The sequence below is a fragment of the Plantibacter sp. lyk4-40-MEA-4 genome (assembly GCF_030209415.1).
Lineage (GTDB): Bacteria > Actinomycetota > Actinomycetes > Actinomycetales > Microbacteriaceae > Plantibacter > Plantibacter flavus_A.
In genome coordinates, this window is sequence record NZ_JARVSA010000002.1 from 481,258 (window position 1) to 494,189 (window position 12,932).

At 71.5% G+C, this 12,932-nt stretch carries 14 protein-coding genes; 6 read left to right on the plus strand and 8 right to left on the minus strand.

Features of this window, described 5'->3' with window-relative positions; all coding sequences use genetic code 11:
- Window positions 1-30 precede the first annotated feature (30 nt).
- Entirely contained in the window at window positions 31-1,143 is a 1,113-nt protein-coding gene (gene purM, locus QRN44_RS04315; RefSeq protein ID WP_071262413.1) for a phosphoribosylformylglycinamidine cyclo-ligase, read from the minus strand.
- Window positions 1,140-1,619 carry a DUF2273 domain-containing protein gene (locus tag QRN44_RS04320; RefSeq protein ID WP_071262414.1) on the minus strand — a complete coding sequence of 160 codons (480 nt, stop codon included), beginning with the start codon at window positions 1,617-1,619 and terminating at the stop codon, window positions 1,140-1,142. Before QRN44_RS04320 ends, purM begins: the two co-directional genes overlap by 4 nt.
- A gap of 84 nt (window positions 1,620-1,703) precedes the next feature.
- Here QRN44_RS04320 and zapE point away from each other — a divergent pair, with 84 nt between their 5' ends.
- Window positions 1,704-2,849, plus strand: coding sequence for an AFG1/ZapE family ATPase (gene zapE, locus QRN44_RS04325; protein ID WP_175116389.1), 1,146 nt, complete (start codon window positions 1,704-1,706; stop codon window positions 2,847-2,849).
- Window positions 2,850-2,856: 7 nt separating this feature from the next.
- On the opposite strand, the gene QRN44_RS04330 is transcribed toward zapE, so the two are convergent.
- Both QRN44_RS04330 and QRN44_RS04335 read right to left on the minus strand, forming a co-directional pair.
- A complete protein-coding gene (locus QRN44_RS04330; RefSeq protein ID WP_175116390.1) occupies window positions 2,857-3,861 on the minus strand; it encodes an NAD-dependent epimerase/dehydratase family protein in 1,005 nt (334 codons plus the stop codon).
- 77 nt (window positions 3,862-3,938) lie between these two features.
- A complete protein-coding gene (locus QRN44_RS04335; protein ID WP_064294203.1) occupies window positions 3,939-4,304 on the minus strand; it encodes a sterol carrier family protein in 366 nt (121 codons plus the stop codon).
- Window positions 4,305-4,342: 38 nt separating this feature from the next.
- Here QRN44_RS04335 and purD point away from each other — a divergent pair, with 38 nt between their 5' ends.
- Genes purD through QRN44_RS04355 form a run of 4 tightly spaced genes read left to right on the plus strand, consistent with a single transcriptional unit; the run spans window position 4,343 to window position 7,505 of the window.
- Entirely contained in the window at window positions 4,343-5,608 is a 1,266-nt protein-coding gene (purD, locus tag QRN44_RS04340) for a phosphoribosylamine--glycine ligase (protein WP_064294202.1), read from the plus strand.
- 11 nt (window positions 5,609-5,619) lie between these two features.
- Complete coding sequence (locus tag QRN44_RS04345) at window positions 5,620-6,498, plus strand: alpha/beta fold hydrolase (RefSeq protein ID WP_285038364.1); 879 nt, start codon at window positions 5,620-5,622, stop codon at window positions 6,496-6,498.
- A gap of 57 nt (window positions 6,499-6,555) precedes the next feature.
- Entirely contained in the window at window positions 6,556-7,005 is a 450-nt protein-coding gene (locus QRN44_RS04350; protein ID WP_285038365.1) for an MSMEG_6728 family protein, read from the plus strand.
- 17 nt (window positions 7,006-7,022) lie between these two features.
- Entirely contained in the window at window positions 7,023-7,505 is a 483-nt protein-coding gene (locus QRN44_RS04355; protein WP_285038366.1) for a 2'-5' RNA ligase family protein, read from the plus strand.
- Between the two features lie 29 nt (window positions 7,506-7,534).
- Here QRN44_RS04355 and QRN44_RS04360 read toward each other — a convergent pair whose 3' ends face one another.
- Together QRN44_RS04360 and QRN44_RS04365 are read right to left on the minus strand one after the other, a co-directional pair.
- Complete coding sequence (locus tag QRN44_RS04360) at window positions 7,535-9,109, minus strand: DHA2 family efflux MFS transporter permease subunit (RefSeq protein WP_285038367.1); 1,575 nt, start codon at window positions 9,107-9,109, stop codon at window positions 7,535-7,537.
- 90 nt (window positions 9,110-9,199) lie between these two features.
- A complete protein-coding gene (locus tag QRN44_RS04365) occupies window positions 9,200-9,841 on the minus strand; it encodes a PadR family transcriptional regulator (RefSeq protein WP_175116395.1) in 642 nt (213 codons plus the stop codon).
- A 94-nt stretch (window positions 9,842-9,935) separates the two neighbouring features.
- Between QRN44_RS04365 and QRN44_RS04370 the strand changes: the two genes are divergently transcribed.
- Window positions 9,936-10,874, plus strand: coding sequence for a phosphoribosylaminoimidazolesuccinocarboxamide synthase (locus QRN44_RS04370; protein ID WP_121291608.1), 939 nt, complete (start codon window positions 9,936-9,938; stop codon window positions 10,872-10,874).
- A gap of 13 nt (window positions 10,875-10,887) precedes the next feature.
- On the opposite strand, the gene QRN44_RS04375 is transcribed toward QRN44_RS04370, so the two are convergent.
- A complete protein-coding gene (locus QRN44_RS04375; protein WP_139205499.1) occupies window positions 10,888-11,592 on the minus strand; it encodes a hypothetical protein in 705 nt (234 codons plus the stop codon).
- A 211-nt stretch (window positions 11,593-11,803) separates the two neighbouring features.
- Entirely contained in the window at window positions 11,804-12,931 is a 1,128-nt protein-coding gene (locus QRN44_RS04380; protein WP_285038368.1) for a zinc-binding dehydrogenase, read from the minus strand.
- Between the last annotated feature and the right edge of the window lies 1 nt (window position 12,932).

The following is a 12,932-nucleotide window of genomic DNA, read 5'->3' on the forward strand; positions in this document are numbered from 1 at the left end:
CGGAGGAAGGTGGGCCGGAGAGCGGCGGGACTAGTCGCGGTAGGCGCCGACGAGGCGGACGGCGCCGCCGTCGACCCCCTTGGCACCCTGTTCGAACGCGCTGAGGTCTGCGGCGTCGTCGCCGAGGTGCACGGTGCCGACCTGCCAGGTCGCGATCCCGTCGGCCTCGAGGGCGGCCGTGACGCCGTCGGCGACCGCCGGCGAGACGACGGCGAAGAACCCGACGCCCAGGTTCCAGGTGCCCTCGCTCGACTCGAGCGAGGATCCGGCCAGCTCGCTCAGGGTGCGGAACACCGGTGACGGGCTCCAGGTGGAGCGGTCGACCTCGGCCCAGGACCCCTTGGGCAGGACGCGCGCGAGGTTGGCGGCGATCCCGCCGCCGGTGACGTGGCTGAGCGAGTGGACGCCACCCGCGAAGGCCGGGGAGTCGAGCAGCCGCAGGAGGGGCAGGGTGTAGAGCCGCGTCGGCTCGAGGAGGGCCTCGCCGAACGTCGTGCCGAGCTCGTCGCTGTGGTCGGCGTAGCCGACGCCCGCCTGGGCGAGGATGTGCCGCACAAGGGAGAAGCCGTTCGAGTGCAGGCCCGAGGAGGCGAGCGCCAGGACGACGTCGCCGTCCTCGACGCGGTGCTCACCGAGGATGGCGTCCGCCTCGACCGCACCGGTGCAGGCGCCGGCGACGTCGTAGTCGTCGACCCCGAGGAGTCCGGGGTGCTCCGCGGTCTCGCCGCCGATGAGCGCCGTCCCGGTGTCGGAGCAGGCCCGGGCGATGCCCGCGACGATGGAGGCGATGCGCTCCGGGTGGACCTTGCCGCAGGCGATGTAGTCGGTCATGAAGAGCGGCTTCGCACCGACCACGACGATGTCGTCGACGACCATGCCGACGAGGTCCTGGCCGATGGTGTCGTGCTTGTCGATGGCCTGGGCGATCGCGACCTTCGTGCCGACGCCGTCGGTCGACGTCGCGAGCAGGGGCCGACGGAAGGCCGTGAGGGCCGAGGCGTCGAACAGGCCGGCGAACCCGCCGAAGCCGCCGAAGACCTCCGGGCCGTGCGTCTTCGCGACGGCGGCCTTCATGAGCTCGACGGCGCGGTCACCGGCCGCCGTGTCGACACCGGCCTCCCGGTAGCTGGTGGATGAGGTCATGACCGTCCTGAACCTTCTGCGATGGGTGGATTCGGGGGGCCGGACTCACCTGGCTCGGCACTGACGGAACCGGTCGGTTCCGCGTCGGCCGCGGGGGTCCCGGCTGGATGCACGTCAACTCTATCCGCTGCGACGATCCGCGTCCGTCGCGCCATGGAGCGGTCGATGAGGAGACCGACGACGAGGGCGATCGCGCCGAAGACCACGACGCACACGAGCAGGAGGAAGCCGAACACCTGGGTGAGCGAGTAGTCGGCGCTCCCCGGGAACGCGAAGGTGAGGATGAGTGCGGCGATGACACCGACGAAGGCACCGATGACGAGGAACCGCCAGTAGCGGGGTGACCGGCGCACCGAGACCGAACCGGAGGAGTACACGGTCGCGACCTCGGTGTCGGGCTCGGTCGAGGGCGTCGGACCGGTCGGTTCGGATGGGTGCTGAGCTTCCGGTGCTGGCTGCCCGGTGGCGTCTGTCATGCCTCCATTCTCCCCCACGATCCTGGGCTTCGTGAACCGATGGTGAACGGCCGCGGTCGACGAGCCGACGGGTACGATCGAGCGGTGGACACGACGGGGACCGAGACGACCGATCCCGCTCCCATCCCGCCCGACGACGCCCTGCTCGCGGCGGTCGAGTCCGCCGCCGCCGACGCCGGGTTCACGCTCGAACCGGAGCAGCTGGAGGTGGCGAGGCGCCTGGCATCGCTCCGGATCGCCGACGATCGACCCGCACACCTGTACCTGTGGGGTGCGGCCGGGCGGGGCAAGACCTGGCTCCTCGACGCGTTCCTCGCAGCGCTCCCGACGCAGCGGAGGCGTCGCGTCCACTTCCACTCCTTCTTCCGCGGGCTGCACGCCGCGATCCACCGGGTCCGCGCGGAGGCCGCCGACGCGGCCCGCGCGACGGGCGAGCCGGGCGCCGCGTCCCGGGCGGCGGCGGGAGCGGTGACGAACGCGGTCGAGCAAGCCGTCGACGAGCTGCTCGCCGACGTGGACGTCGTGCTCTTCGACGAGTTCCACGTGCACGATCCCGGCGACGGCACCCTCATGATCCGGCTGCTCGACGCGCTCTTCGCCCGACAGGTGACCCTGTTGACGAGCTCGAACTTCCGGCCGCAGGACCTCCTGCCGGACCCGGCGTACCATCACGTCTTCGAGCCCGGCATCGCCCTGATCGAGGCGAACATGCAGGTGCTCGAACTCGCCGGCTCGACCGACCACCGCCGCAGTTCGCCGGTCAGTCACCGCGACGGCTTCGCCCGTGGCAGCTGGTCCCTCGCCGGCGAGGCCGCGGACGCCCGCCTCGCGACCCTCGGCCTCCACCGACCGGGGCCGGGCGATGCGACGACGTTGACGATCAGTGGCCACACCTTCCACGCGGCCGCCGCGCGCGACGGCAGGGTGTGGTTCGCCAGCGCCGAACTCATCGAACGTCCGACCTCCGTGGGCGACTACCTCGCCTGGGCGGCGGACTACGACCGGTGGGTGCTCGACGCCCTGCCCGAATCCCATGCCCTCACCAGGGAGGCGCGCGCCCGGTTCGTCCTGCTCATCGACGCCCTGTGCGATCTCGGCGTCGAACTCCACGTCGTGGCCGCCACCGACCGGGAGACCTTCGTGACCGACCCCGCCCTCGGGCCGGGCGGCTTCGCCCGCGACGCGGTCAGGACGCGCAGTCGGCTCGCCCTCCTCCGCGAGGTCCGCTGACAGGCGCTCAGCTTCCGGCGAGCACGGCCCGCTCGAGGGCACGGTCCAGTCCGACGACGGGGCGGTCCGGACGCTGCGGCGCCACACCGCCGAGGGCCTGCAGCCAACCCCAGGTGTCGGCGACGGTCTCGGCGAGCGGACGACGACGGAGACCCGCCGCGATCGCACGCGAGACGTCACCGTGATGCATCGCGTCCGCGTGGGGTCCAGTCGGAAGCCAGACGGGGAGCTGGGTCCAGGGTTGGATCCCGGCCGCGAGCACCCGCTCCTGATCCACCCAGCGCAGGGTCGCACCTGACCCGGTTGCGGCGATACAGGCGTCGAGCAGATCGCCCAGCGTGGCCGCCCGCGGCTCGCTCACGACGTTGAACGCACCACTCGCGCCCGTCGAACCGGCCGTGAGGAGGAAGGCCGCGAGATCCCGCGCATCGATGTACTGGATGGGGTCGGAGGCGGCGCCGGGGGCGAGCACCGCACCGCCCTCGGCGATCCGCGCCAGCCACCAGGGAAGCCGCCCGATGTTCTCGTGCGGGCCGAGGATGAGGCCCGCCCGCGCCAAAACCGCTCGGTCACCGAACGCCTGCACGGCGGCCAGCTCACCGCCGCGCTTGGCACGGGCGTAGTCCGCGAAGCCCTCGTCGTGCGCCGATCCCTCGACGACCGGCGCGTCCTCCGAAGCTCCGGCGGGAAGCGGGTCGGCGTAGACGGAACGGCTCGAGACGTAGACGTAGCTCCCGACCCGGTCGGCCAGCAGCGCGGCCGCGTCGCGGACGGCGACCGGAGCCCATGACCAGGTGTCGACGGCGAGGTCCCACGACCCGACCCGGAGCGCGTCGAGTCCGCCGGGCAGCGTCCGGTCGCCGTGCAGCACGCTGACGGCGTCCGACGAGGAGGACCGGTTCGTGCCGCGATGGAAGACGGTGACCTCCCAGCCGGCGGCGACGGCCTCGTCGACGACCGCTCGCCCGACGAACTCGGTACCGCCCAGGACCAACAGCCGTTTCGTGCTCATGCCTCCATCACAGCGCACGAGGCGGTGATGCACCACCCCGGTTCGCTCCCGGCGGCACGCGGAATCCCGCCGAACGGTCAGCGCGGCAGCAGCAGTGGCACGAGGCCCGTGAGGTCCGCGCGTTGGCCGGACGCGTGCACCGTGCCGCCGGCCATCGCCGTGGTCCAGTCGATGCGGCCTGAGGCGAGGGCGAGCCAGGTCGGCGCATCCATCTCGATGACGTTCGGCGGCGTGCCTCGGGTGTGGCGGGGGCCCTCGATGCACTGCACCGCGCCGAACGGCGGCACCCGCACCTCGACGGTGTTGCCGGGTGCCCGTTCGACGAGGAGCTCCAACAGGTAGCGGACCGCGGTCGCCGTGTCCGTGCGCGACGCCGGTGCGTCCCCGAGCGCCTGCTCCAGGGCAGCGCGACCGACGGCGTCCGTGATCCTGGGTCTGGCCATGCATTCGAGGCTAGGCCATTGCGCCTTAAGCTAGACGGGTGAAGATCCTCGTCCTCGGTTCCGGTGCTCGCGAGCACGCCATCATCAAGGCTCTCCTCTCCGAAGAGGCCGGGCACCACATCATCGCCGCCCCCGGCAACGCGGGCATCGCGGGCGACGTGACCGTGGTCGGCATCGACCAGGAGAACCCCTCGATCGTGCGTGACTTCGCCCGCGACGAAGCGGTCGACCTCGTCGTCATCGGGCCCGAGGCCCCGCTCGTCGCCGGCGTGGCCGACAAGCTGCGCGCCGCCGGCATCCCGGTCTTCGGCCCCAACCGCTCGGCGGCCGCGCTCGAGGGCTCGAAGTCCTTCGCGAAGCGGATCATGGACGAAGCCGGCGTGCCCACCGGTCGCGCGGTCCGCGCCGAGGACCTCGACGCAGCGATCGCCGCGCTCGACGACTTCGGTGCCCCGTACGTCGTCAAGGCCGACGGCCTCGCGGCGGGCAAGGGCGTCCTCGTCACCCACGACCGCGACGCGGCCATCCAGCACGCCACCAACTGGCTGGGCTACGGCGGCGTCCTCGTCGAGGAGTTCCTCGACGGCCAGGAGGTCTCCCTCTTCTTCATCACCGACGGCGAGACGGTGCTCCCGCTCTCCCCCGCGCAGGACTACAAGCGACTGCTCGACGGCGACGCCGGCCCGAACACCGGCGGGATGGGCGCCTACTCCCCGCTGCCCTGGCTCGACAACCGCTTCGGGAGCGAGACGGCCTTCGTCGACGAGGTCCTGGAGACCGTCGCCGTCCCCGTCGTACGGCAGCTGGCGTCGGAGGGCAACCCGTTCCAGGGGCTCCTCTACGCCGGGCTCATCCTCACGGAACGCGGAATCCGCGTGATCGAGTTCAACGCACGCTTCGGCGACCCGGAGACGCAGGTCGTCCTCCCCCGGCTCGTCACCCCGCTGTCGGCGCTCCTGCTCGGCTCGGCCACCGGCACGCTCGACCAGCAGCCACGGCCCGCGTTCGCCGAGGCGAGCGCGGTGACCGTGGTGCTCGCGAGCCAGAACTACCCCGAGACGCCTGTCACCGGCCGGAGCATCACCGGCCTCGACGCCGCCGTCGCCGTCGAGGGGGTCCACCTCGTCCACGCGGCCACGGCCGACGTCGACGGTGGCCTGGTCGCCACCGGCGGCCGCGTCCTCAACGTCGTGGCCCTCGGATCCACGTTCCCGGAGGCACGCGGACGTGCGTACGAGGCGCTGTCGCGCATCGAACTCGAGGGCGGTCAGTACCGCACCGACATCGCCGCACGCGTCTCCTGATCGCGGCCCGGATGAGCGCAGCAGCGGGACTCGGGTCGTCGGCCGTCGTCGAGAGTCACGACGGCACCAGGCTGCACGTGGACGTGATCGGCGACGACGCCTTGCCGCCCCTCGTCGTCCTCGCCGGCGGTCCGGCGCGTCACCCGGTCTACCTCGGCGATCTCGCGGGCCTGAGCACCAGGCGTCGCCTCATCCTGCTGCACCAGCGCGGGGTCGGACGGTCCGAGAGCGGATCGTCGACCGCTGCGGCCAGCTGGCCGGAACTCGCCGAGGACGTCGAGGCCGTGCGTCGCTGGCTGGACGTCGACCGCCTCGAACTCCTCGGGCACTCCGCCGGTACCCGCGTCGCCGTGAGCTACGCCGCGCGCTACCCGCACCGGCTCGACCGCCTGTGCCTCATCACGCCACCCGCCACCTGGCTCGTCGACACGGACGACGACAGCGCGGAGATCATCGCCCGGCACGCGGCGGAGGACTGGTACCCCGGCTTCCTCGAGGCGCTGCCCGCGCTGCTCGCGGCGCCGGACTCCGCGTCGGGGAACCGCTTGTTTCCGGCGGTGGCGCCCATCGCCTGGGGCGAGTGGGACGACACCGCCCGCGAACACGAGCGTCTGGGCGCCTGGCACCCGGCCGCGCAGGACGCGTTCGTGCACACCCCCACGATCGACGAGGTCGAGGACATCCGCGACGCCCTCCGAACCGTCACGGCACCCGTGCTCGTGGTCGCGGGTTCCGAGGACGGCCTGACGGGACTCGCGCCCGTCGTCGCCCTCGCGCAGCGGTTCCCCCTCGGCCAGGCGATCGTGCTCGACGGGTGCGGACACTACCCCTGGGTGGAGCAGCCGCGATCCTTCGCCGCGGCCGTCTCCCCGTTCTTCCCCGTCGACTGAGGCGGTCCAGGACCGCAAGCCCTGTCGACGGGCGCTGCCACCGTGTTGACTGGGAGGGTGCAGACGTTCCTCCCCTACCCCGACTTCCTGGCGAGTGCCGAGGTCCTCGACGACAAGCGGTTGGGCAAGCAGCGGGTGGAGACGCTGCAGGTGATGAAGGCGCTCATCGTCCCGGGGTACGGCTGGCAGCATCATCCGGTGACGGCGATGTGGCGAGGGTATCGGCCCGCGCTCATGGACTACCAGGTCGCCACCTGCGCGGTCTGGGTCGGCCGAGGTCACGCCGACACCTGCCTCGAGAAGACCCTGCTGGCACTCGCCGACGCTCCGGACGACCTCGAAGCCTACGAGGCGGACGACTTCGAGCTGCCGCCGTGGCTCGGGCGGGCCGACGTCCATCGCTCCCACCGGTCCAAGCTCCTCGCCAAAGCGCCGGAGCTCTACAGCGGGATCTTCCCCGACGACCCGGCGACGCTCGACTACGTCTGGCCGGTGCCGACCGACTGATGACGGACAGTGTCGACGTGACCTTCGACGACGAGCTCGACGCGGCCGTCCGGGCTCGATGGCGTGCCCTGGCCGAGGCCGGCCTACCGAGCCTGTCCACCCACCAGGGTGCCAGCAACCGTCCGCACGTCACCCTGGCCGCCGGGGCGACGCTGGAGCTGCAGGGACGACCCGACTTCCGACCGTTCCCCGTCCGCCTCGGCGCCCCGCTGTCCTTCCCTCGTCGGTCGGGCGCGGTCCTCGCGCTCGGTGTCGTCCCAGGGGTGGCGCTGCTCGAGCTGCACGACCGGATCGCCGCGCTGGTCCAGGGCGCCTTCGACCACACTCGGCCGGGGTTCTGGACGCCGCACGTCACGCTCTCCCGTCGGCTGACCCGGGAGCAGACGACCACAGCGCTCGACACCTTGGCTGCGATCGGCCCGCTCCCGGACGGACGGGTCCTCGGCCTCCGATTCTGGAACGGCGGCACCAGGACGGTCAGCGACCTCGTCGATCCCTGAGCCGACCCGGTGTCGTCACTCCGAACGCGTCACTCGGCGGCTGCGCGACTCGCCGCCTCGGCCGCTGCGGTCGCTTGACCGTGCTGCGTCTCCGGGGTCGACCAGGACGCCGCCTTCGGCTTCTGGAAGAACAGCACCACGACGGCGCCCGCGAGCGCCAACGCTGCGGGCAGGAGCAGCGACTGGGCCATCGCGGTGGTGAAGCCGGCGTGCAGGAACTCGGGCAGCTCGCCGCCCGTCACCTCGCTCACGCCCCCGGTCGCCCCACCGGGAGCGGCGGGCAGCTCGGCCGCGAGGCGTCCCTGGATGAGCGCTGCGATCGCGGCGCTGCCGAGGACGGCTCCGATCTGACGGGTCGTGTTGAACACACCTGAGCCGGCGCCGGCCTGGAGCTGCGGGAGCCCCCGGGTGGTGAGATTGGAGACCGGGCCCCACATGAAGCCGTTGGCGAGACCGAGGACGGCGCTCGGGAGGAGCAGCATGAGGATCGGCTGCTCCGGCGTGAGCAGGATCGAGTACCAGCCGAGCGCGAGGGCGAGCAGGAGGAGCCCCGCGAGCGCGAACCACTTCGGGTTCACGCGGTCGATCGCCCGCCCGACCACGGGCGCGAGGCCGGCGGAGAGCACGGCCATCGGGACGAGCATGAGCGCGGACTGCGTCGGGGTCAGGCCGCGGACGGTCTGGTAGAAGAAGACGAGCGGCAGCGACATGCTCGTGATCGTGAACCCGATCGTCGAGATCGCGAGGTTGCCGACCGAGAAGTTGCGATCGCGGAACAACGCCAGCGGGAGCAGCGGCTCACCCTTCATGACGGCCTGCCACACGACGAACAGGCCGAGGACGACGACACCGGCGATGATGAGACTCCACACGGTGATCGGACCGGTGATCGTGCCCCAGTCGTAGCTCTGGCCCTCCTGGATGCCGAACACGAGGAGGAACATCCCGAGCCCGCTGAGGACGACCCCGAGCACGTCGAACTTGTGCGGGTGCGTGGCGAGCGCGGGGACGTTGCGCCAGACCATGATGAAGCCGATGACACCGACGGGCACGTTGATGAAGAAGATCCACTCCCACCCGAAGCCGTCGACGAGCACGCCGCCGAGGATCGGGCCGACGAGCGTCGCGACACCGGCGGTCGCTCCCCAGAGACCCATGGCCGCGCCACGGCGATCCGGCGGGAAGATGCGCGTGATGACGGCCATCGTCTGCGGGGTCATGAGCGCCGCACCGAGACCTTGCACGACGCGGGCGACGATGAGCATCTCGATGGAGCCCGACAGGCCGCACCAGAGCGAGGCGAGGGTGAAGACGACGAGACCGGTGAGGTAGAGGTTCTTCGGGCCGAAGCGGTCGCCGAGACGACCGGTGATGAGGAGCGGCACGGCGTAGGCGAGCAGGTAGGCGCTCGTGACCCAGATGACGTTGTTGATGTCGGTGTCGAGGCCGCGCATGATCGCGGGGTTCGCCACGGACACGATGGTCGTGTCGATGAGGATCATGAAGAAGCCGATGACGAGCGACCAGAGCGCCGGCCAGGGGCGCACGGCCCCCTTCGCAGGAGACGGTACGCCGGCGGGCGGCGGCGTGGAGGATGCGGACATGATGTCCCTTTCTGCATGGAGGACGGGTTCGCGTTCGGGACGCGAGGATGAGCGGGACCGCCGGCCGGACTGGTCGGTCGTCCCGGAGGTTCAGGTGGAGGGTGTCGGCTGAGCTGACACGGGCGGGGTCGCCGCCTGCTCGTGGAGTGGCGCACGGGTCCCCGGCACGTGCCAGGCGAGTGCACCGTCGGCGATCTCGGCGAGGAGCGATTCGAGGTGGGCGATCTCGGCGCGCACCATGGCGGCCGAGTAGGGGACGTTGATCCAGTACACGCGCGGGATCCCGCGTTCGAGCGCCCACGTCATGCGGCGATCGAGGTCGGCGAGCTCGGCCTGCTGCCGGAGGATACGGGTCTCGAGCAGCATCCGCACCTCCTCGGCGCCCAGTTCGTGGGCCTCGGACAGCGCGAGCCCGAGCTCCGGGTACTCGTTCGTGGGGGTGCTGAGCAGCTCGCGCAGCCGCTCCCCCAGCAGGTGCCGACCGAGATCGGTGATCTCGAACGTGGTGCGCTCGGGACGGGCTCCCTCGCGGTCGGTCCCGGAAGCGAGCACGAGGCCGTCGGCCTCGAGTCCGTAGACGGCGCGGTAGAGCGAGCCGGGACTCACCTTGACGACGCGGTCCTCCTGGCGGTGGAGCGCGAGTTGGTACATCTCGTAGGGGTGCATGGGTCGCTCGGCCAGATACCCGAGCGCGGCGACGGCGAGCGGACCGAGCGGCTTGACCTTGCCCATGACCCCCACCATCGTTCCGCTCGAACTATTCCACATGGAATATACGCTGCCGTCGACGCTGACGCAAGGCCGACGATCGGCCAGAGAGGAGGCCATGCGCGATAATGAACGAGTGAGCGCACCCTCGGAGACCAACGCCTGGAACCACGTCTACTCGGGCAAGGTCCGCGACCTGTACGAGCCGGCCGCCGGCCCCGACGACCTCCTGCTCGTCGTTGCGAGCGACCGGGTGAGCGCCTTCGACCATGTCCTCGAGCCGGGCATCCCCGGCAAGGGCGATCTGCTCACCAGCCTGAGCCTCTGGTGGTTCGACCAGCTCCGCGAGGTGCCGAACCACCTCGTGCCCGATCATGAGCTCGACGCCGCGGGCGTCGCGGTGTCCAGCATCCCGGTGGAGTTCGCCGGGCGCGCGATGCTCGTCCGCAAGCTCGACATGTTCCCCGTCGAGTGCGTCGTCCGCGGCTACCTCACCGGCTCCGGCTGGAAGGAGTACGTCGCGAACCGCACCGTCTGCGGCATCCCGCTGCCCGACGGTCTGCGCGACGGCGATCGCCTGCCCGAGCCGCTGTTCACCCCCGCGTACAAGGCGCCGCTCGGCGAGCACGACGAGAACATCTCGTTCAGCCGCATGGTCGAACTCATCGGCGAGGACGACGCGGTCGCACTGAAGGACCTGTCACTCGGCATCTACGAGACGGCAGCGCTCACGGCGGAGCGTCACGGCGTCATCCTCGCCGACACGAAGTTCGAGTTCGGCCGCAACCCGGCGACCGGCGTCATCACGCTCGGCGACGAAGTGCTCACCTCCGACTCCAGCCGATACTGGGACCGCGACGTCTACCTGACGAGCGACGACCCCACCGCACGGATGGCGAGTTTCGACAAGCAGATCGTCCGCAACTGGTTGGCCCACAACTGGGACCAGGACGACGCCTCGACGCCCACACCACCGACCCTGCCTGCCGAGATCGTCACGCAGACGGCCGCCCGCTACCGCGAACTCCTCGAGCGCCTCACCGGCACCGGTCGCTGATCGAAGGTACCGGTCAGCTCGTCTTCCGACGGGCACGGAGCCGAGCGCTGTCGGCCAGGATGGCCTGCGCATCGGGCAGCGGCCCCTCCGGCACGATGACACCCATGAGCGTGGCCGTCTTCTCGAGCGCGTCGCGTGCATCGTCGGCCGCGAGCCGTGCCTCGACGAGATCGCATGAATCGTCACTGCCCACCTCGCTGCGTGTGCCGCTGCGCTCCACGAGCTCCCGCTGCAGCCGCTCCGCAGTGGCGTACATGCGCGTCAGCGTCCAGAGCGAGGTCCACGGAAGGTCGTCACTCAGCCCGATGAGGTGATCGTTGAGCGGATCGATCCACCGCGACGGCTGGTGTCCGCCGTCCAGTCGGCGGCGGCGGTTGCGTCGCTCGGCCGACGCGAGCAGGAGGACGGCGACGAGGATCGCACCGAGCAAGGCGCCGACGACGTCGAGCCCGGGCGCCCAATCCGGGTCGAAGCCGGGGAGTGACACGGACGAGCGTTCGTCGTGCACGAGCCACCACTCGACCAGCACGCCCGCCGTCGCACCGAGGACGAAGCCCGTGAGGAGGAGGAAGGCACCGAGCAGGAGGGTGATCCTCCGCCGCAGCTGGTGACCGCGCTGCTGACCCTCGGTGAGCTCGCCTCGTTCCGCGAAGGGATCCACGACCATGAGGCGACCACCGACACGGACCACCCCGGGGTGGCGAGTCGTGACCGTCATGGCCCGAGGATACCCCACAAGGTGGGTCATGCGGCGGGATTCACGAGCCGAGATCGGCGGAAATCCGCGGCGGATCGACCGCGGTGGCCCCCGGAATGGGGGCGCCCGAAGGGGTCACGCCGCCTTGGCGGGACGTCGCCGAGCCGTCGTCGGGACCCCGCCTGGCTCATCGGACGATCCGCGCCAGGTCGAAGCGCACCCCGTGGTCCGTTCAGGGTCGTACCCCGACGCGCGGGAAGGTGCCCGACGCGGCTGCGGCGAGCGCGTCGTCGACGTCCTGCAAGGGGAACTCCGGGCCGACGAGTTCGGCGAACGGATACCGACGCCACGCACCGGTGAGGAAGTCGACCGCGCGGGCCAGATCCCGCGGTCGGTAGTTGTGTGCCCCGCGCACCGTGAGGAGGCGTCGGACGATGCGTTCGGCGTCGATGCCGAGCGGCGCACCGGGCGACACGCTGCCGACGAGGACAGCTGTTCCACCGATCGACAGCGACGCGATGGCGGCGTCCACGGCACGGGCGTCGCCGGACATCTCGATGGCGACGGGGAAGCCCTCCACACCCGCCGCGAGGTGTGCGGCGTCGAGGTGCTCGGCGGCGCCGATGGTGGGGTCGACCGTCGCGATGGCCCCGAAACGGCCGGCGAGCAGCCGGCGGGCGGGGTCCGGATCGCTCACGACGACGCGTGCCCCGGCATCGGCCGCCATGGCCGCGACGGTCAGCCCGAGCATCCCGGCGCCGGTCACGAGCACCGCCGTGCCGGGCAGGTCGTGCCCGGCCGCATCCAGTGCGGCGATCGCGGTGGCCGTCGCGCAGGACGCGGGCGCGAAGACGGCGGCGGGCGGCGTCTCCCCCACGACGACGATGGCCGTGCCCTCGAGGAGTTCGACGTGGGTCGCGAACCCACCGCTCAACTCCCACCCGCGGTGCACCCGGTCGTGCCCGTACTTCGCGAGCCGGCGGCACTTCTGCTCCAGCCCGGCGGAGCAGCGGTCGCAGACGCCGCAGCTCACGACGACCGACCACACGACCCGCATCCCAGCGACGAGGACGGTGCCGTCCACCGCCGTGACCGGTCCCCCGACCGCGACGACGCGTCCCACCTGTTCGTGCCCGAGGACGAGCGGTGTGGCGGCGTCACGGTGCCCGAGGACGGTGTGCACGTCGGAGCCGCACACGGTCGCCAGTTCCACCTCGACGAGGACGTCCCCCGGCCCGAGCGTCACCCCGGGCACCGCCATCGCCTGGTGCGGGCGCCCGGGCCCCTGCCAGACCATCGCGATCGGCGACGGTCTGATGAAGACGTCGTTGCCCGCGTGCGCGGTGAGCGTCGTGTGCATG

What these genes read in the sequence shown, in the direction of transcription:
- purM (WP_071262413.1), bottom strand. Translation starts at nt 1,143, where the DNA reads ATGACCTCATCCACCAGCTACCGGGAGGCCGGTGTCGACACGGCGGCC.
- QRN44_RS04320 (WP_071262414.1), bottom strand. Translation starts at nt 1,619, where the DNA reads ATGACAGACGCCACCGGGCAGCCAGCACCGGAAGCTCAGCACCCATCC.
- QRN44_RS04330 (WP_175116390.1), bottom strand. Translation starts at nt 3,861, where the DNA reads ATGAGCACGAAACGGCTGTTGGTCCTGGGCGGTACCGAGTTCGTCGGG.
- QRN44_RS04335 (WP_064294203.1), bottom strand. Translation starts at nt 4,304, where the DNA reads ATGGCCAGACCCAGGATCACGGACGCCGTCGGTCGCGCTGCCCTGGAG.
- QRN44_RS04345 (WP_285038364.1), top strand. Translation starts at nt 5,620, where the DNA reads ATGAGCGCAGCAGCGGGACTCGGGTCGTCGGCCGTCGTCGAGAGTCAC.
- QRN44_RS04360 (WP_285038367.1), bottom strand. Translation starts at nt 9,109, where the DNA reads ATGTCCGCATCCTCCACGCCGCCGCCCGCCGGCGTACCGTCTCCTGCG.
- QRN44_RS04365 (WP_175116395.1), bottom strand. Translation starts at nt 9,841, where the DNA reads ATGGGCAAGGTCAAGCCGCTCGGTCCGCTCGCCGTCGCCGCGCTCGGG.
- QRN44_RS04370 (WP_121291608.1), top strand. Translation starts at nt 9,936, where the DNA reads ATGCGCGATAATGAACGAGTGAGCGCACCCTCGGAGACCAACGCCTGG.
- QRN44_RS04375 (WP_139205499.1), bottom strand. Translation starts at nt 11,592, where the DNA reads ATGACGGTCACGACTCGCCACCCCGGGGTGGTCCGTGTCGGTGGTCGC.
- QRN44_RS04380 (WP_285038368.1), bottom strand. Translation starts at nt 12,931, where the DNA reads ATGCACACGACGCTCACCGCGCACGCGGGCAACGACGTCTTCATCAGA.